Genomic DNA, 17,375 nt, shown 5'->3' with positions numbered 1-17,375 from the left:
TCCCGGAAATCCTGTGGCGGTTTATAACGCCGCGCGGCACATGACGCAATAAAGATATAAAGAATTCTTTATATCATATCGAGCCTGTCGGTTGTCAGGGTTAAGGAAGCTCTTCCAGAAGCTCCCAGGTCACGGAAAGATCATCCTCCGCCAGCGCGGACAGATAGACCACAGTGACGCCATGCTCAGGCACATAGCGTATGTCGGCGGAGAACCCGGTATCCCCACCCGAGTGTCCCAGGACTTCGCCGACACCCGCAAGCGACTCGATTTCAATGCCCATGCCGTAGCCTTCACCCGAGGGATCCATGAGAAGGCGCTCGAGGCTGTCGTCGCTCAGGAGAACACCGTATTCGAAGAGCGCCTTGTAAAAGCCGGATACTTCCGCAGCCGTTGTCACCAGCCCGCCATCACCGAAACCGTAGCCCGTCAGATAGGCGTCCACCGGCTCCAGCCCCTTGCCGAAATCCTCGAAGCCCTGCACGAATCCGGCGGGACCGATACCGTACCCCAGCAGCCGGGTCCCGGTCAGGCCAGCCGGCCTGAAAATCCTGTCCTCGAAAACCTCGTACATCGGAGCGCCAGCCGCCTTTTCCAGAACCAGCTGGGCAAGCAGGTAATTGGTGTTCGAATAATCGAACGACGCGCCCGGTTCGAACAGACGCGGCTCCTCAGCGATGCCGGTCACGGCCTTGATCAGAATATCCCGGCCGGCAATGCCTGCCCTGGCATCGGCGATGCTGGATTGGGAATAGGCATCATCAAGATAATCCGGCAGACCGCTGGTCATGGTCAGAAGGTTTGCAATGGAAACTCCGTCCAATAACCCACCCAGCTTTTCCACCAGGCCGGCAGGCAGCCAACGTGCTGCAGGATCGTCGATGTCGAGATGGCCCGCTTCGTTCAGCTGCATGAGGGCAACGGCGAGATAGAGCTTGGAAACGGAGGCGATCAAGAACCGGCTGTCAGCGCTGGCACGGAGGCCACCCCTCCGTTCACGCCCGCAGGCAACAGACCCCGCTTCACCACCGATGTCGAGGTACAATACCCAGGCCGGCCCCTCGTCCGAACAGTCCGCCGCAGCAAATCCGTCCAGGAGGTCAGCGGCCTCGCCGGCCCGTGCGCCTACCGCCGCGCTCGTAGCCGCGCCGAAGGTCAGCAGCATCAGAAAGACTGTCCAAGATCTCCGCACGGCGCCACCCTTTCGCTTGTCTCATGACCCGAACCGCGGCTGAAGGCAGACGGCAGTCTCAAGCCTGCGTCACATTAGCTGTAGAGATCCGCCCGCGATGGCGGCATGCCGGATGGGCCCTTGGTGCGCCGCGTGGCCACGGTCTGGAAGATGCCGATGGAGCCGCGCTCGAAGCCGAGCGAGACGCCGATCAGATAGGCCAGCCAGAGGCGGTACTTGTGCTCGCCGATTTCGGCGATGGCCTCGTCCTTGACCTGCATCAGGTTCTCCGCCCACAGCCGCGTAGTGCGGGCATAGTGTTCGCGCCAGGCCTCGACATCGTGCACCTCGAAGCCGTGCGCCTCCAGGTTGGTCAGGGTCCAGCCGATATGGTCGACCTCGCCGCCCGGGAAGATGTAACGGACCAGGGCCTGGTATTCCGGCTTCTTGCGGCGGAAGGCCTTCAGGTCCTTCTTGCCGCGGCGTGTGATAGCATGGTGCAGATAGATGCCGCGGGGCTTCAAAAGCCGGTGCACGCTCTGGAAATAATTGTCGTAGTTGTCGAGACCCACCGCCTCGAACATGCCGATCGAGGAGATCTTGTCGAACTTGCCCTTCATGTCGCGATAGTCGATCAGTTCGACGGAGACCTTGTCCTCAAGGCCGCGCGCCGCGATCCGTTCCCGCGCCAGCTTGAGCTGCTCCTCGGCCAGCGTCACGCCGACGGCGGTGACGCCGTAATGTTCGGCCGCATGACAGATCAGCGCACCCCAGCCACAGCCGATATCGAGCATGCGCTCGCCGGGCTTGAGGCGGAGCTTGCGGCAGATCATGTCCAGCTTGTCCTTTTGCGCCGTAGCCAGGTCGTTCGACCAGTCGCTGAAATAGGCGCAGGTGTAGACCATCTCCGGATCGAGAAAGCGGCGGTAGAACTCGTTGGAGACATCATAGTGAAAGGCGATGTCGTCCTTGCGGCTTCCCGAGCTGCGGTCGGCGGCCTCGCCCGCGTCCAGACCTTCAGCCTCCGCAGCGGTCTTCCTGTTGCCGGCGCCCCACCAGATCGGCCAGGCGCTTTTCAGCAGCAGGCCCTTGTTCAGGCGCTTGCGGATCTCGCGTCCCTTGATCGCCGGGCGCCTTTCCGCGAAATCGAAGATGCTGCCGCCGCGCGGATCGAGATCACCGGCCGCATAAAGGTCGATCACCGTCTTGATCTTCGGACGGCGCAGCAACCGGGTCAGCGCCGTTTCGGACAGCGCAAGCCGCAACCCGTCGGTGGGAGCGGTCGCCGGAATGCGCGACCCGTCCCAGAGTTCGAACGCAAAGTCGAGTTCCAGCGCCTCATGAATATGGGTCAGTGCGGCGCGCGCAGCGGAAAGCACTCGGTCCTCGGATTGGCTCGGCATTAATTCGCGTTCCCATGAATGAAAGTGTGTTGGCCGGGCCTCTTGAAACGGCGGGCCGGTCGCAGGGGACGGGGGATTGCATCGCTGCAAGGTCCCTGCATGTCAATCTTCTTCGCCGAAGCCGCTTTCGACCAACTCAGAAATCGCGGTCAGCGCCGCGTCGGCGTCTGTCCCGCTGATGCAGACCTTGATGCAGCAGCCGGGACTGGCAGCCAGCATCATCAGGCCCATGATCGAGGTGCCGCCCACGGTTTGACCGTCCTTCGACACCTGGACATCAGCTTCAAAGGTTTCCACCAGCTTGACCAGCTTGGCGGAGGCGCGTGCGTGCAGGCCGCGGCGGTTGACGATGGTCAGGTCTTTTTCAAGTACGGTCTGCGCAGTCATTCTTCTTGTTAGTTCTGTCCCGAGAGCACCTGGCTGGCAACGGAGATGTATTTCTGGCCGGCCTGGCGCGCTTCGTCGACGGCATCGGCAAGGTCCCGGTCGGAGCGGACGCTGGCCAGCTTGATCAGCATCGGCAGGTTGACGCCGGCAACCACTTCCACCGACTTGCTGTCCATCACGGAAATCGCCAGGTTCGACGGCGTGCCACCGAACATGTCGGTGAGCAGCACCACGCCCTTGCCGGAATTGGCCGCTTCCACCGCCGCCAGGATGTCCTGGCGCCGTTGTTCCATGTCGTCATCCGGACCAATGGAAATGGTTTCGACCTGCTCCTGGGGACCGACAACATGTTCCAGCGCCGCCTTGAATTCTTCGGCGAGGCGCCCGTGGGTCACAAGTACAAGTCCGATCATGCGTCGTTTAGCCTGATTATCGAGTGCAGTGGGCTCGGGACCCTGTCAGGGGTCCGGACGGAGCCGGGCGTTTATCAGTCTGATGCACTCTCTTCAACCGTTTCGTCAGTTGCAAGCAAAAAACACCCTCTGTGCTCTAAATATAATCCGGGCCGCCGCTCTGCAGCTGGCGCAAACCCCAGCGTATGAGCCGAAGAGAGGTGCTGGTGTCATTTGCCGGGCAATGCAGACTGGCGACCTGCACATCTTCCAGGCAGGTTTGCAGCAGCGGCGTCTCGGGCAGCCGGTCGAGCCGGTCCAGCGGCTCCAGATCGACAACAAGCGTGATATGAGCAACCGGTGTAAAAGCGGCCTCAACGAGGCCGACGCCGCGGACTTCCATCTTGCCGCGGATGGTCTCCGGCACATGTCCCAGCAACCGGCCGCCACCATTTGTCAGGTGGACATAATCGTCGGCGACCAGCAGGCCGAGATGCCCTCTGAGGCGCGCGGCCTCGATCAGGGTGTCGGAAAGAGATGATTTGCCGCTGCCAGCATCGCCTCGGATCAGAACGGCGCGGGTCCCCAAAAGGATGCAATCGGCGTGAACGGCCGGCGTTCTCACTTGACCGGTCCGACAGGCAGACGAATCGTGAAGCGCGCACCGACCGTTTTCTGGGAGCCGTCCGCTTTCGGCTCGAGCCGGTTGGTGGCCGCGATGGTGCCGCCATGGGCCTCGATGATCTGGCGGGAGATCGACAGGCCGAGACCGGAATTGTTGCCGAAGCCTTCGCCATCCGGACGGTCGGTGTAAAAGCGCTCGAAGATGCGCTCGGTGTTTTCGGCGCGAATGCCCGGACCGTCGTCGTCGACAGTGATCTTGATCATCCGCCCGTCCCGGCTGAGGTCGACCCGCACTGTCCCGTCCGCGGGCGAGAACGAGCGGGCATTGTCGAGCAGGTTGCTGATCACCTGGCCGAGCCGGATGTCATGGCCCTGCATCAGATAGGGCTTGATGCCGGGCGCGTCCGCGACCGTCAGCTTGACGCTGGCTTCCTCGACCCCGGTGGTGCGCTGGTTGGCGGCATCGGCCATGTTGCGCAAAAACTCGGCCAGATCGATGGATTCGGACTGAATGCGCGCCAGTTCCGCGTCGAGACGCGAGGCATCGGAAATATCGCTGATCAGTCGGTCCAGCCGCCGGACGTCATGCTGGATCACCTCCATCAACCGGTCCTTGGAGTTCTCCGACTTGGCAAGCGGCAGCGTTTCGACCGCGCTGCGCAGCGAGGTCAGCGGGTTTTTCAGCTCATGCGCCACATCGGCGGCAAATTGTTCGATCGCGTCGATCTTGTTGTAGAGCGCATGGGTCATTTCACGGAAGGACCGGGCAAGATGGCCGATCTCGTCCTGGCGGTCGGAGAAATCCGGAATTTCCTCGCGCGATGTCGAACCGCGGCGCACCCGGTCGGCGGCGGCCGCCAGGCGCCGGACCGGTCCGGCAATGGTGCCCGCCAGCAGGATCGACAGCAGGATGGTGACTGTGGCTGCGAACAGGAAGACGCGGATGATCGCGATCCGCTCGGCGCGCACGATGGCGTCGATATCGCCGCCCTGGGTGGACAGGAGCAAGGCGCCAAGCACGGCGCGGAAGCGCTGGATCGGCACGGCGACGGAAACAATCAGCTCGCCATGTTGCGAAATCCGGGTGACGGTTGCCGGCGACCCGGCAAGCGCGGCCTCCACTTCCGGGTAGGTCCGGCCGTCGCCGCCGCCGACTTCCTGGTAAATGGGCAGGTCGCCCTGGCGCAGCCAGCGCTTGGTCCATTGCCACAGACCATCCCAGAAGCCTTCCTCTTCCACATTGGGCGGCGGCAGGTCGAAACGCAGGATCTGTGCACTGGTATAAAGATGACGGCTGTCCAGGATCAGGATGCCTTCCGGATCATAGATCCTGGCCCGTGTCTTGGTCGGAGAAATCAGCCGGCGCAGCACTGGGCCGACCCGTTCCGGGTTGATCGGAAAGTCCAGGCTTTCCAGGTCTTCCTGGGTCGGAGTGATGCTTTCGCCCGCCTGCAACTCAAGCAGGCGCTCCGGATCCACGGTGATCGTGCCCGTATCGACGGTCGCGGACGCGGCGATGGCCCCTGCAATGATTTCGCCCTGGGTGGACAGGCTCTGCACCCGTGCGTCGATCAGGCCGGCGCGAAACTGGTTGAGATACAAAATGCCGATCACGAGGGCCAGCAGGCCCACCAGGTTGATGGCAATAATCCGGCGGGTCAGGGACGACAGCACATAAGTGCCGAAGATCCGCCCGAACTGGCTGAGCAAGCGGCGGCGGATGCGCTTGTTGCCGAGACGGCGCAGCCGGGAACGCTCCGAACCGTTCTGGGCTTCGGAGGCGGCAGCTTCGTCTGCGTGCTCGCTGTCAACCGCCATCTAGCGCGTTTTCCGATCCGTTTTGATCATGCGATCAGGACGCGTGTCCCGATCAGGCTTCTCGGAACCGGTAGCCGACCCCATAAAGGGTTTCGATCATGTCGAAGTCGTCGTCAACCACCTTGAACTTCTTGCGCAGGCGCTTGATGTGGCTGTCGATGGTGCGGTCATCAACATAGACCTGGTCGTCATAGGCCGCATCCATCAAGGCGTTCCGGCTTTTGACAACGCCGGGGCGCTGCGCCAGGGCCGAGAGGATCAGGAATTCGGTCACCGTCAGCGTAACCGGCTTGTTGTTCCAGGTGCAGGTGTGCCGCTCCTGGTCCATCACCAACTGGCCGCGTTCAAGCAGCTTGTCGGCATCGTCGCGCGGCGCGGAAGCGTCCTTGGGCTGCGCCCGGCGCAGAACGGCGCGGACACGCTCGACCAGAAGACGCTGGGAGAAGGGTTTGCGGATGAAATCGTCTGCGCCCATCTTCAGGCCAAACAATTCGTCGATCTCGTCATCCTTCGAGGTCAGGAAAATCACCGGCAGATCGGAGCCCTGGCGCAGCCGGCGCAGAAGCTCCATGCCATCCATGCGCGGCATCTTGATGTCGAAGATCGCAAGTTCCGGAGGGTCGCTCTGCAGACCGTCCAGAGCGGAGGTGCCGTCCGTATAGGTCTGAACGCGATAGCCTTCCGCCTCCAGGGCGATCGAGACAGACGTCAGAATATTGCGGTCGTCGTCGACCAGGGCAATTGTCGGCATGCTTTGTTTTCCATTTCCGTCGGCACGGCGTGCGCGCGCTTCGGTTTATCAGCATCAATGTAACACACAGCCTTTGGCCTGCTAAATGCGCATAAATTAAGGCAATCAGGCCCTTCCCGCGCTTGCAGGCCATGAAGACCTTCCCAACCGGCAGCATTGATGGGGACGATCACGGTCAATTTCAAGAGAACATCTTGCGACGACTTTTCTTGGCCACAAAAGAAAAAGGCGCACTGAGTCCCACTCAGCCCCACATATAAGCGCGAAATTTATGCGCTTTCTTTCACTTCACTCAACATAACGAACAATTCGAAGGTTTCGATTTTTAGTTTGCCTCCCAAATTAATCATCCAGAATTTAATGAAGACTTTTAATCGATTAAACAAAGACATAGCCCTTTGGCAGTCTTGCTGCCGCATGGTCATTCCACTACGTTCGCAGCCCTTATCGCCGGGTTTAACCTTTCTTAACTTAATTCCGGCGGCAACAGACAAGCCCATCATGAGGACTGCGGGAAGATGCAAGAAGTAGGTGTCAGGAATCCCTCCATTGGTTGCGAGACTTTCGGCTTCAACGGCCTGAAGGCGCTCTACTGGAACCAGAACGAGCCTGCGCTTTACGAATATTCCCTGTCCAGGGGCGAAACGCGGTTGGCCGCCGGCGGCGCCCTGGTCGCGGAGACCGGTGTGCACACCGGCCGCTCTCCAAAGGACAAGTTCGTGGTTCTCGACGACGAGACCCGCGACAGCGTCTGGTGGGACAACAACGCGCAGATGCCGAAAGACAAGTTCGACCTGCTGCTCGCCGACTTCCTCGCGCATGCCGAGGGCCTGGAGCTGTTCGCCCAGGATCTCTATGGCGGCGCCGACACCACCCACCGCCTGCCGGTGCGCGTCTATACCGAGTATGCCTGGCACTCGCTGTTCATCCGCAACCTGTTGCTGCGGCCCGACGTCAGCGAGCTTGAAAGCTTCGCGCCGGACATGACCATCATCGACCTGCCGAGCTTCAAGGCCGATCCGGACCGGCACGGCTGCCGGACCGAGACCGTGATCGCGGTCGACCTGACCCGCAAGATCGTCCTGATCGGCGGCACGTCCTATGCGGGCGAAATGAAGAAATCCGTCTTCACGATGCTCAACCACCTGCTGCCGGCAAAGGGTGTCATGTCGATGCACTGCTCGGCCAATGTCGGCGATGACGGCGACACGGCCGTGTTCTTCGGCCTCTCCGGCACCGGCAAGACCACCCTCTCCGCGGATCCGGCACGCACGCTGATCGGAGACGACGAGCACGGCTGGAGCGAAAGCGGCGTTTTCAATTTTGAAGGCGGCTGTTACGCCAAGACCATCAAGCTTTCCGCCGAAGCCGAACCGGAAATCTTCTCCACGACCCAGCGCTTCGGCACCGTTCTGGAAAATGTCGTTCTGGACGAGCGGCGCGTGCCGGATTTTGACGACGGCTCGAAGACCGAAAACACCCGCGCCGCCTATCCGATCCACTTCATCTCCAACGCCAGCGCCACCGGCTGCGCGCCGATGCCGAAAACGATCATCATGCTGACCGCCGACGCCTTCGGCGTGATGCCGCCGATCGCCCGCCTGACCCCAGCCCAGGCCATGTACCACTTCCTGTCCGGCTATACCGCGAAGGTGGCCGGCACCGAGAAGGGCGTCACCGAGCCGCAGGCAACCTTCTCGACCTGCTTCGGCGCACCGTTCCTGCCGCGGCATCCATCCGAATACGGCAACCTGCTGAAGGACCTGATCGCCAAGCACGATGTCGATTGCTGGCTGGTCAATACCGGCTGGACCGGCGGCGCCTATGGCACCGGCAACCGCATGCCGATCAAGGCGACCCGCACGCTCCTGACCGCGGCGCTGAACGGCAGCCTGAAGGATGCCGAGTTCCGCACCGACGCCAATTTCGGCTTCGAGGTCCCTGTCTCCGTCGAAGGTGTCGACGACACCATCCTGACCCCGCGCGAGACCTGGTCCGACAAGGATGCCTATGACGTTCAGGCCGCCAAGCTGGTCGACATGTTCGTCAGCAACTTCGCGACCTTCGAGGACCATGTCGACGGTGCCGTCAGGAGCGCCGCGCCGTCCTGCCGGATTGCCGCGGAATAAGGCCGAATCCAAATTCCCCGCAGGCCTTGAAACGGCACTGGCGAAAGCTGGTGCCGTTTCTGTTTCGGCTCTCTTTCATCCTCGGCAGAATGACTTATATTACCCGTCTTACCTGAGGGGATGCATTCATGCCTGCCACCGACAGCTCCTCCATCGCAGACGTTCTGAAGACCGCCGAGGATTGGCGCAATTCCGGCCGATCTGTTGCGCTTGCGACCGTCATCGAGACCTGGGGCTCCGCGCCCCGGCCGACCGGCTCGCATCTGGTGATCGATTCAGAGGGCAACTTCGAAGGCTCCGTCTCCGGTGGCTGTGTCGAGGGTGCCGTCGTTGCCGAAGCCGTCGACGTTATCGAGACTGGAAAAGCCACCACATTGGAATTCGGGGTCGCCGACGAAACCGCCTGGCGGGTCGGCCTGTCCTGTGGCGGCCGGATCCGTGTCTATGTCGAACCCGTTACCTGATCCGGACTGAATCGAGATGACCACAGAGACCTTTCTCGCCTTCCTCGCCGCAACGGCCCTCTTTGCCTATATGCCGGGGCCCGCGTTGCTTTACACGGCGGCGCAGACCATCGCCCGCGGAAAACGCGCCGGGTTCATGGCTGCGGCCGGCATTCATCTCGGCTGTTATGTCCACGTGCTGGCGGCCGCCTTCGGCCTGTCCGCCCTGTTCACGGTGGTGCCGACGCTCTATTTTGCGCTCAAGCTGATCGGCGGCGCCTACCTGATCTTTCTGGGCGTGCAGATGATCCGCACGCGCATTGTTTCCGGTCCGATGCCGGACCTGCCTCGGAAATCCACGCGCCGGGCGTTCATGGACAGCATCCTTGTTGAGATCCTCAACCCGAAGGTCGCCATCTTCTTCATCGCCTTCCTGCCGCAATTCGTCAGCCCGGACGCCGGCCTGCCGATCTGGGCGCAGTTCCTGATCCTCGGCACCATCGTCAATTGCGCCTTCACTTCCGCCGACCTCGTCACCGTGCTGTTTGCAACGGAGGTGAAGAAACGGCTGACCAAGGCAAGCCGCTTCCAGGACCTGACCCGCTGGCTGGGCGGCTCGTTGCTGGTCGGTCTCGGCCTCAAGCTGGCAACGGACCGCGCCTGACGCCATGGAACTCGACCTTCTCAAGGCCCTGAATGCCGACCGCGCCGGCCGCCGGGCCGCCATTCTGGTGACAGACATGGCGGACGGCTCCCAGCGCCTGATCCGCAAGTCAGAAGACTTTTCCGCTGACCCGCTGGCGGAAGACCTTGAAAAACGTTTCCGCTCCGGAAAATCCGGGCTCGTGAGCCATGAAACCGGTGAAGCGTTTCTCAATGTCTCCCTGCCGGCACCGCGCCTGGTCATCATCGGTGCGGTCCATATCAGCCAGGCTCTTGTGCCGATGGCAGAAATCGCGGGGCTTGATGTCACCGTGATTGACCCGCGCACGGCCTTTGCGACAGAGGACCGGTTTCCGGGCGGCGCCTTGAAGGCAGAATGGCCGGAAGACGTCCTCAAGGAAGCGCCGCTCGATCCGTTCACGGCGGTCGCGGCGGTGACGCACGATCCGAAGATCGACGATTATCCGCTCATGCAGGCGCTCAGGACCGGCTGTTTCTATGTCGGCGCGCTTGGCAGCCGCAAGACACATGGCAAGCGGCTTGAACGGTTCACGGAAGCCGGACTTGACCCGGCCCTGTTCAAGCGCATCGATGCCCCCATCGGTCTCGACATCGGCGCGTCCTCTCCGGAGGAAATCGCTGTCGCGGTCCTGGGATCGACCATCGCTGCCCTGCGCAAGGCACCGGGAGCAGGCTCGTGAAATTCGGTCCCTGCCCGACGGACCAGGCGGCGGGCTGCATCCTGGCGCATAAGTCCGCGCTTGCCGGCCGAGTGCTGAAAAAAGGTCATGTCCTCACCGGCGAGGACTGCGCCGGCCTCCTGGCCCACGGCATCGATACCGTGGTGGTTGCCAGGCTTGATCCGGGCGATATCGGCGAGGACGACGCAGCCGCACGTCTGGCTCTGTCTTCGATGGGAACGGGTCTTGCGCACGATGCCGCCTTTACCGGGCGCATGAACCTCTTTGCCGATCGGGACGGTGTCCTGGTGGTCGACGCGGACGCGGTGACCGCCGCAAACCGCATCGATCCGGCGATCACCTTCGCCACGCTGCCCAATTTCAGCAAGGTCACCGCCGGCCGCATGGTGGCAACCGCAAAGATCATTGCCTTCGCGCTGCCGGGTGACCTTGTCGAAGCCGCCGAGCGCGCGCTCCGCCAGGCCATCCGGATCGCTCCCTTCAGCCCCCACAAGATCGGTCTGGTTGCCACCGAGCTGCCGCATCTGAAACCGGCGACGATGGACAAGACCCGCCGGGTTCTCCAGGACCGGCTGCGGCCGTCGGGCAGCGCGGTCCTGGCCGAACGGCGCGTGCCGCACAGGGCCGAAGACGTGGCTGCCGCCATGCAAGACCTCGTGAGGGAAGGAGCCGATTTCCTGATCCTTTTTGGTGCCTCCGCCGTGGTCGACCGGCGGGACGTGCTGCCGGCAGCGCTCGACCTGGCGGGAGGCACCGTGCGCCATCTCGGCATGCCGGTCGATCCGGGGAACCTGTTGATGCTCGGCGACCTTCACGGCGTTCCCGCGCTCGGCGCACCGGGCTGCGCGCGCAGCCCCAAGGAGAACGGGTTCGACTGGGTGCTCGACCGCCTGCTTGCGGGCCTCGCCGTTGAGCCGGCGGACATCACCGCCATGGGCGTCGGAGGCTTGCTGATGGAAATCGGAACGCGACCCCAGCCGCGGGAAACCCTGCAGCGCAAGAGTGAACCCAGAATTGCCGCGCTCATTCTGGGCGCGGGCAAGTCCTCGCGCATGGGCGGACCCAACAAGCTTCTGGCAACGCTCGACGGCAAGTCGCTGATCCGGCATGCCGCCGAGGCGGCCTGCGCCGCTGATGTCGCCGAAACCGTCCTGGTCACTGGGCATCTGGCGGAGGAGATTGCGGCCGAAGTCTCCGATCTGGATCTGACCCTGGTTCACAATCCCGATTATGCCGACGGCATGGCCGGGTCGATCCGAGCCGGCATGAATGGCATGCCTGCCGAGATCGACGCCGTGCTCATTCTCTTGGGCGACATGCCGCGGATCGATGCCGAAGTGCTCGGTAAACTCATTGCCGCCTATCGCAGGAACCCGGCCAGCCTGATCGTCACCGCCACAGCAAACGGCAAACGCGGCAATCCCGTTCTCTGGGACAAGCGTTTTTTCGATGCCCTGAAAGCCTTAAGCGGCGACGTCGGTGCCCGTCACATCATTGCCGAAAATCCCGACTTTGTGACCGAGGTAGAAATCGGGTCCGCCGCACGGCTCGATCTCGACACGCCGGAAGCACTCCTGTCCGCGGGTGGGTTATTGCCCGGCAAGCCTGCGTAACCAATTGAGTCTCAAAGGTAAGTCTTGGAACGACACCGCCCGATAACTTTACATTAACTCGGTATGCATTCAGTGCAGGCCGGAAATGCCAGCTATTCTATTGCATTTTTGTGACATGCCGCTTATGTAATGCCTGCGCTTGCTGCAGAGCACCCTTCGGGGTGGACAACGGATGACGTCCCGGGCGCCGCTTACATCCGATTCCTGACAAAAGCTGTTCGGATCCTCTCCTCCCGAGGATGCTCGAGCGCTTTTGCCGCTTGGTTAGAAGAATAAAGGAAATGAACATGGCTGATTTGTCTCTTCCGCGTCCGGGCTGCTGCAAATGGGCAGAAGGCGATTCCGGCAACTACATCTTCCCGTGCAACACCCGCGTCGAAGCCGGTGTGTCCTACTGCACCGAACACAGCGCCATTGTTTACATTCCGCCGGAAGAGCGCCGTCGCAACCGGTCCGGTGGCGGCATGAGCCTGTCCTTCCGCCGCGCGGCTTAAAGATACCAAGCTGCTTAGAACAAGAGCAGTTATTCGCGGGATATCCCGCGTACCTTCGAACCCGGTCCCTGGACCGGGTTTTTTGTTTTCTACTTTCCGTGGCGTTGTATCCTCTTGGAGGCTTTCGCGTTCTTCCGGGGTGATTTGGCCGAGACAATTTTGGGCAAGGCGAGACGGTTAGCATGCGGTGGTGTCACCCACCATAAGCGCAAGCCAAACAACATAAGTGGTCAAAATTGTCCGGCCATAAGTGAAGCCAACGCCAGACATTCCACGCTTTTGCGGCTGGCCCGAAACGGCCCAACGTTAGCGTTGCGCTGCTTGCCCGAAACACCGCATCGTGAACCGTTTCGAGCCATCAAATGAACGCGACAGGCTCTAATGGCGGTGAGTTGACGCTGGATCAGAAACAGGCCACGCAATCACGTGCTCCTTGGGCACCAAACAGCTTTTCCACTCATACTTGCGGAACTACTGCACCTCTTCCTGTTCTACATCACCACTTCAATGCCTCTGTGATTAATCCTTTGTTGCCAAACACAAAGTAACGTAACTGACAAGGTCTGTCTGAATCAGGCACAGGTTCCCTTGGAGGAAAACGCTACGGCATGAATAAGGCATCGACACAAAGGGAGAAGGAGCGACTTGAGGCGCTGAATGCGCTTCAGATAATGCACACTGACCGCCTGCCTGAATTTGACGCCGTCGTCGAGACACTCGCTGCCATTTTTGATTGCCCTATCGCACTTGTCTCGCTTGTTGGAGCCGATGAACAATGGTTCAAGGCAAAGTGCGGGATCGATGTTGATGGCACACCGCGTGAAGTCTCTTTCTGTCAATATGCATTGACATCAGACACCCTTTTCATTGTCGAAGATGCTGCTGCCGACGAACGCTTCAAGGCAAATCCACTCGTCACAAATGAACCATTTATCCGCTTTTACGCCGGATGCCCGCTCTCCGTTGACGGCCAAAACACACTTGGCACTTTGTGCGTGATCGACCGCAAACCAAGAACGCCAACCGAGTCACAACTTCAACAACTTCGTAACCTTGGCAGGGTTGTTGAAGGATTGATCAAATCCAACCATGCGCAGAGACAAGCGGAGGATTTGCGAAGGGATGCCGAGGCTCAACACCTGTTGGCAGACCGTAAAAGCTATCTGCTTGAGGAAGTAACACAGGCTTCCGGCGTTGGTGGCTGGGAGTACGACATCGATACGGATGTCGTCACCTGGACCGACAAGACCCGCGAGATTCACGAGGTTGATCCTGACTTTCAGCCCACAGTCGACATGGCCCTGTCCTTCTATGCACCAGATTGCCGGCGCCAGATCTCGGACGCCGTGACAACTGCCATCAAGAATGGAAACTCCTGGGATTTAGAACTTCCTTTCATCACGGCCAAAGGGCGTGACATTTGGGTGCGCACGGTTGGACGGGCGGTAAGCAAAAACGGCCGGGTGGCACGTCTGATCGGCGCCTTCCAGGACATCACCGAGCGGAAGCACTCCGAACAGCGAGTCCGTATGGCGGAAGCTGTGCAACGCACCACGCTGGAAACCCTGCGTGAAGGCGTTCTGGTTTTGAACCGGGCTGGCCGGATCCAGTCCTTCAATTCCGCCGCGGCCTCCTTGCTCGGACATACCGGTGATGATCTTGCGAACCGGAAGGTTCAGGACCTGGACATCGAGTGCTTTGCCGAACACGGCAGAAAAGACGTGGACCTCTTGCAAAGAGCCGCAAGAGCCCCCGATACGGTCAACCAGCACATCGCCAAAGTGCGGCTGCCGGGACAAAAACAGTTTCTCTGGCTGCGCGTCGATGCCAACGCCACCGACAGCGCAAATGAAATCGGCCTGGACGCCTCCATTGTTTCCCTGGCGGACATTTCGGAGACCAAACGGCAAGCCGAAACGATGCAGATCGTGTTCGACAATCTGCCCGGTGGGCTTGTCTACTACAACGACGAACGCCGCCTGACGGTCTGCAACAAAAAGTTCCAGGAGCTGCTGCAGCTCCCTCAGGAATTCATCGACCGCCAGGCCCCCTTGCGTGAGGTCGCCACCTACCTGGCGAAGCGCGGTGACTATGGTCCCGGCGATCCGGAAGAACTACTGGCAGAACGCTTCAAGTTGTTCGACAATCCAAAGCCACATATGTATGAACGCACCAGCGCGGATGGCCGTTTTCTGGAGGTCAGGGGCATCCCCTTGCCCAATGGCGGCCTGATCGCCAACTTCTTCGACATTACCGAGCGAAAGCGCTCCGAACATCTGTTGCGTCATTCCGAAGCGGTTCAACGCACGACGCTGAAGGCGCTCAGCGAAGGCATCCTGCTGCTGAGCCATGCGGGCGAGATCCAGTCGGCCAACCCTGCCGCCATCAGCCTGCTCGGGTTTGAAAGCAAGCAACTGATCGGCAGAAATGTTGGCGATATCGATTTCGGTATCTCTTGCGAAATCGAAGGTATCGGGGCTTGCAACGTTCCCTTGGTGCGCGCCGCCAACGACCCGGCTTCTTTACAAAATGTCGTTGCCAGGATGGCGCCGACGGACGGGCGCCCCGCACGCTGGCTGCGTTTGAGCGCGCGCGCCATCGACGAAAACCAGGAATTCGATCTCGACGGCGTGGTCGTGTCTCTTGCCGACATAACCGAAACCAAACAGCAGGCCGACACCCTGCAAAGCATCTTCGACAACTTCCCCGGCGGCATCGTCCACTACGACGAGACCCTGCGCCTCGCCTCAAGCAACGCAGAATTCTGTAAGCTGCTCAACTATCCGGAAGACCTGATCAACGGCAAGCCCTATCTTTTCGATTTCTTTTGCTACAATGCCGAACGCGGTGACTACGGTCCGGGCGACCCGAAGGAACTCGCTTTGCAGCGTTACCGGAAATACGACCTGAAGAAACCCCAGGTCTTCGAGCGCCAGACTGCGAACGGCAAATTTATAGAGACACGCAGTACGCCCCTTCCGGATGGCGGCCTGATTCACAATTTCTATGATATCACCGAGAGAAAGCTGGCTGAACAGGCGGTTCAAGTTGCCGAGTTGGTTCAAAGAACCACCCTGGAAGCCCTGAACGAAGGTGTTCTGCTGCTGGACCGCAATGGTGCGATCCTGTCCAGCAACCCGGCTGCTGCCGACATGCTTGGCTATCCGGCTGAATCGCTGACCGGTGTCCGCGTGACCGAACTGGAAGTTGGTATCAACCATGCAGTCGACGGACAACAAATCAATCCATTTGCGTTGACGGTCGAGGCCCCGGAGCAGGTTTTGGATCTGGTCGCCAAGCTGAAGCCATACGGACAATCGGAAGACCGCTGGCTGCGCTTCAATGCTCGGCTGGTTGACCAAGGCGGTGATCGCCAACTTGATACGGTCGTATTGTCACTGGTCGATATCACCGAAGCCAAAAACCAGTCGGATCGTATGCGCGTCATTTTTGAGAACGTGCCTGGCGGCTTCGTCTATTTCGACTCCGCCCTTCAGTTGTCGTTCTACAACGAAGAAACAATCGACATAATTCAGGTGCCAAGAGACGTTCTGGATCAGAAACTCCACCTGCTCGATTATCTAAAGTTCAACGCGGAACGCGGCGACTATGGCCCTGGCGATCCTGAGCAGCTCGCACTAGAGCGAATGAAACAGTTTCCGCCGGATCAACCGCATGCCTTTGAACGATCCACGGCGGACGGGCGTCATCTTGATTTTAGAAGCACACCTCTGCCTGGGGGCGGGTTTATCTACAATTTCTTCGATGTCACCCAACGAAGGCAGATGGAAGAACAGCTTGCCGAAAACGAGCGTCAGGCCCGGTATCGCACAGCAGAACTTGAAACGATTCTGGCGAATATGCGCCAGGGCGTCAGCGTCTTTGACAAGCGCGGCCGGCTGACCCTCTGGAACAAGCAATATATCGAGATCTTTGGCAAACCGGATGGCGATGTCCGTGAAGGCGTTACGCTTATTGAGCTGATCGAAGCGGAGAAGGCCAGGGGTGAATTCGACGGCGACGTTCAGCAACATGTCATGGACCTGATGATCCGCCTGTCCTCCGGCGAAGTCGTCCGGTCCAAATTTCGGCATCCCAATGGCAAGATTATTAGCGCGGTACACGCGCCTATGCCAGACGGTGGTTGGATTGGGACACACGAAGACGTCACTCAACGGGAATTGGCGGCCGAGAAAATTGAGTATGCCGCCCATCACGACACGTTGACGGGACTGGGCAACCGGACCCTCTTCAATGCCAAACTGGAAGAAACGTTAGACAAGTCCGAGGCCACCGGCACTTGCGCGGACCTTTTGCTGTTAGACTTGGACAAGTTCAAACCGGTCAATGACACCTATGGCCATGATGTCGGCGACGAGCTTCTGAAAATAGTTGCCGACAGGCTGCGCGATTGCGTGCGTTCTTCCGACCTGATTGCCCGGCTTGGCGGCGATGAATTCGGTATCATTCTTGGCGGAACAGGTCCGTCCAACGAACGAACTGCGGAGATCGCGGAGCGCATCGTACGCAAGCTCCAGGCACCGTTCCCGGTTTTCGATCACTTGATTTCCATCGGCGTCAGTGTCGGCATTTCACCCATTACCGGCGACATCCGGGATCCTAGCACAATCATAAAACGCGCCGATCTCGCGCTTTATGCTGTCAAACACAGCGGCCGCAACGCCTATAGATTCTTCGAACAAGAGAACACGCCGGCCGCCAAGCGCGCCTAAGCAAAAAACGCGGCCCGTTGCCGGACCGCGTTGCAATTCCTGTCAGCTTGTCT

General features: G+C 60.3%; 15 protein-coding genes. 7 read left to right on the top strand and 8 right to left on the bottom strand.

Going from position 1 to position 17,375, the window contains the following annotated elements:
• Positions 1-100: 100 nt before the first annotated feature.
• The 8 genes from M0H32_RS14755 to M0H32_RS14720 all read right to left on the bottom strand — a co-directional run bounded on the left by M0H32_RS14755 (position 101) and on the right by M0H32_RS14720 (position 7,049).
• Positions 101-1,165, bottom strand: coding sequence for a serine hydrolase domain-containing protein (locus M0H32_RS14755; RefSeq protein ID WP_248155294.1), 1,065 nt, complete (start codon positions 1,163-1,165; stop codon positions 101-103).
• Between the two features lie 101 nt (positions 1,166-1,266).
• The gene (locus M0H32_RS14750; protein ID WP_248155292.1) at positions 1,267-2,574 is read right to left on the bottom strand and encodes a class I SAM-dependent methyltransferase; all 1,308 of its coding nucleotides are present in this window, start codon (positions 2,572-2,574) and stop codon (positions 1,267-1,269) included.
• Positions 2,575-2,676: 102 nt separating this feature from the next.
• A complete protein-coding gene (locus M0H32_RS14745; protein ID WP_248155290.1) occupies positions 2,677-2,961 on the bottom strand; it encodes an HPr family phosphocarrier protein in 285 nt (94 codons plus the stop codon).
• Positions 2,962-2,969: 8 nt separating this feature from the next.
• Positions 2,970-3,374 carry a PTS sugar transporter subunit IIA gene (locus M0H32_RS14740; RefSeq protein WP_248155288.1) on the bottom strand — a complete coding sequence of 135 codons (405 nt, stop codon included), beginning with the start codon at positions 3,372-3,374 and terminating at the stop codon, positions 2,970-2,972.
• 136 nt (positions 3,375-3,510) lie between these two features.
• Entirely contained in the window at positions 3,511-3,978 is a 468-nt protein-coding gene (locus tag M0H32_RS14735; RefSeq protein ID WP_248155286.1) for an HPr kinase/phosphorylase, read from the bottom strand.
• The gene (locus M0H32_RS14730; RefSeq protein WP_248155283.1) at positions 3,975-5,795 is read right to left on the bottom strand and encodes a sensor histidine kinase; all 1,821 of its coding nucleotides are present in this window, start codon (positions 5,793-5,795) and stop codon (positions 3,975-3,977) included. Before M0H32_RS14730 ends, M0H32_RS14735 begins: the two co-directional genes overlap by 4 nt.
• 52 nt (positions 5,796-5,847) lie before the next feature.
• Complete coding sequence (locus tag M0H32_RS14725) at positions 5,848-6,546, bottom strand: response regulator transcription factor (protein ID WP_248155281.1); 699 nt, start codon at positions 6,544-6,546, stop codon at positions 5,848-5,850.
• A gap of 269 nt (positions 6,547-6,815) precedes the next feature.
• Positions 6,816-7,049: a hypothetical protein gene (locus M0H32_RS14720; protein WP_248155278.1), complete on the bottom strand. Its 234-nt coding sequence runs from the start codon at positions 7,047-7,049 to the stop codon at positions 6,816-6,818.
• 15 nt (positions 7,050-7,064) lie between these two features.
• Here M0H32_RS14720 and M0H32_RS14715 point away from each other — a divergent pair, with 15 nt between their 5' ends.
• The 7 genes from M0H32_RS14715 to M0H32_RS14685 all read left to right on the top strand — a co-directional run bounded on the left by M0H32_RS14715 (position 7,065) and on the right by M0H32_RS14685 (position 17,322).
• Positions 7,065-8,675 carry a phosphoenolpyruvate carboxykinase gene (locus M0H32_RS14715; protein WP_248155275.1) on the top strand — a complete coding sequence of 537 codons (1,611 nt, stop codon included), beginning with the start codon at positions 7,065-7,067 and terminating at the stop codon, positions 8,673-8,675.
• 128 nt (positions 8,676-8,803) lie between these two features.
• Positions 8,804-9,139 carry an XdhC family protein gene (locus M0H32_RS14710; RefSeq protein ID WP_248155273.1) on the top strand — a complete coding sequence of 112 codons (336 nt, stop codon included), beginning with the start codon at positions 8,804-8,806 and terminating at the stop codon, positions 9,137-9,139.
• A gap of 16 nt (positions 9,140-9,155) precedes the next feature.
• Positions 9,156-9,782: a LysE family translocator gene (locus M0H32_RS14705; protein WP_248155271.1), complete on the top strand. Its 627-nt coding sequence runs from the start codon at positions 9,156-9,158 to the stop codon at positions 9,780-9,782.
• Between the two features lie 4 nt (positions 9,783-9,786).
• The gene (locus M0H32_RS14700) at positions 9,787-10,482 is read left to right on the top strand and encodes an XdhC family protein (RefSeq protein WP_248155268.1); all 696 of its coding nucleotides are present in this window, start codon (positions 9,787-9,789) and stop codon (positions 10,480-10,482) included.
• A complete protein-coding gene (locus M0H32_RS14695) occupies positions 10,479-12,095 on the top strand; it encodes an NTP transferase domain-containing protein (protein WP_248155266.1) in 1,617 nt (538 codons plus the stop codon). The genes M0H32_RS14700 and M0H32_RS14695 overlap by 4 nt, the downstream gene beginning before the upstream one ends.
• A 287-nt stretch (positions 12,096-12,382) precedes the next feature.
• Positions 12,383-12,589 carry a hypothetical protein gene (locus M0H32_RS14690; RefSeq protein ID WP_248155264.1) on the top strand — a complete coding sequence of 69 codons (207 nt, stop codon included), beginning with the start codon at positions 12,383-12,385 and terminating at the stop codon, positions 12,587-12,589.
• A 608-nt stretch (positions 12,590-13,197) separates the two neighbouring features.
• Positions 13,198-17,322 carry a PAS-domain containing protein gene (locus M0H32_RS14685; protein WP_248155261.1) on the top strand — a complete coding sequence of 1,375 codons (4,125 nt, stop codon included), beginning with the start codon at positions 13,198-13,200 and terminating at the stop codon, positions 17,320-17,322.
• Positions 17,323-17,375 lie beyond the last annotated feature (53 nt).

The sequence above is a fragment of the Roseibium sediminicola genome (assembly GCF_023156505.1).
GTDB classification, from domain to species: domain Bacteria; phylum Pseudomonadota; class Alphaproteobacteria; order Rhizobiales; family Stappiaceae; genus Roseibium; species Roseibium sediminicola.
The sequence above is the reverse complement of the archived record's forward strand: the minus strand, read 5'-3'. Positions and strand labels throughout refer to the sequence as shown.

Excerpts from the sequence above, each read along its gene's own strand:
- M0H32_RS14720 (WP_248155278.1), bottom strand. The coding sequence starts at position 7,049 with ATGATGGGCTTGTCTGTTGCCGCCGGAATTAAGTTAAGAAAGGTTAAA.
- M0H32_RS14710 (WP_248155273.1), top strand. The coding sequence starts at position 8,804 with ATGCCTGCCACCGACAGCTCCTCCATCGCAGACGTTCTGAAGACCGCC.
- M0H32_RS14705 (WP_248155271.1), top strand. The coding sequence starts at position 9,156 with ATGACCACAGAGACCTTTCTCGCCTTCCTCGCCGCAACGGCCCTCTTT.
- M0H32_RS14700 (WP_248155268.1), top strand. The coding sequence starts at position 9,787 with ATGGAACTCGACCTTCTCAAGGCCCTGAATGCCGACCGCGCCGGCCGC.
- M0H32_RS14745 (WP_248155290.1), bottom strand. The coding sequence starts at position 2,961 with ATGACTGCGCAGACCGTACTTGAAAAAGACCTGACCATCGTCAACCGC.
- M0H32_RS14750 (WP_248155292.1), bottom strand. The coding sequence starts at position 2,574 with ATGCCGAGCCAATCCGAGGACCGAGTGCTTTCCGCTGCGCGCGCCGCA.
- M0H32_RS14730 (WP_248155283.1), bottom strand. The coding sequence starts at position 5,795 with ATGGCGGTTGACAGCGAGCACGCAGACGAAGCTGCCGCCTCCGAAGCC.
- M0H32_RS14685 (WP_248155261.1), top strand. The coding sequence starts at position 13,198 with ATGAATAAGGCATCGACACAAAGGGAGAAGGAGCGACTTGAGGCGCTG.
- M0H32_RS14740 (WP_248155288.1), bottom strand. The coding sequence starts at position 3,374 with ATGATCGGACTTGTACTTGTGACCCACGGGCGCCTCGCCGAAGAATTC.
- M0H32_RS14755 (WP_248155294.1), bottom strand. The coding sequence starts at position 1,165 with ATGCTGCTGACCTTCGGCGCGGCTACGAGCGCGGCGGTAGGCGCACGG.
- M0H32_RS14690 (WP_248155264.1), top strand. The coding sequence starts at position 12,383 with ATGGCTGATTTGTCTCTTCCGCGTCCGGGCTGCTGCAAATGGGCAGAA.
- M0H32_RS14725 (WP_248155281.1), bottom strand. The coding sequence starts at position 6,546 with ATGCCGACAATTGCCCTGGTCGACGACGACCGCAATATTCTGACGTCT.
- M0H32_RS14715 (WP_248155275.1), top strand. The coding sequence starts at position 7,065 with ATGCAAGAAGTAGGTGTCAGGAATCCCTCCATTGGTTGCGAGACTTTC.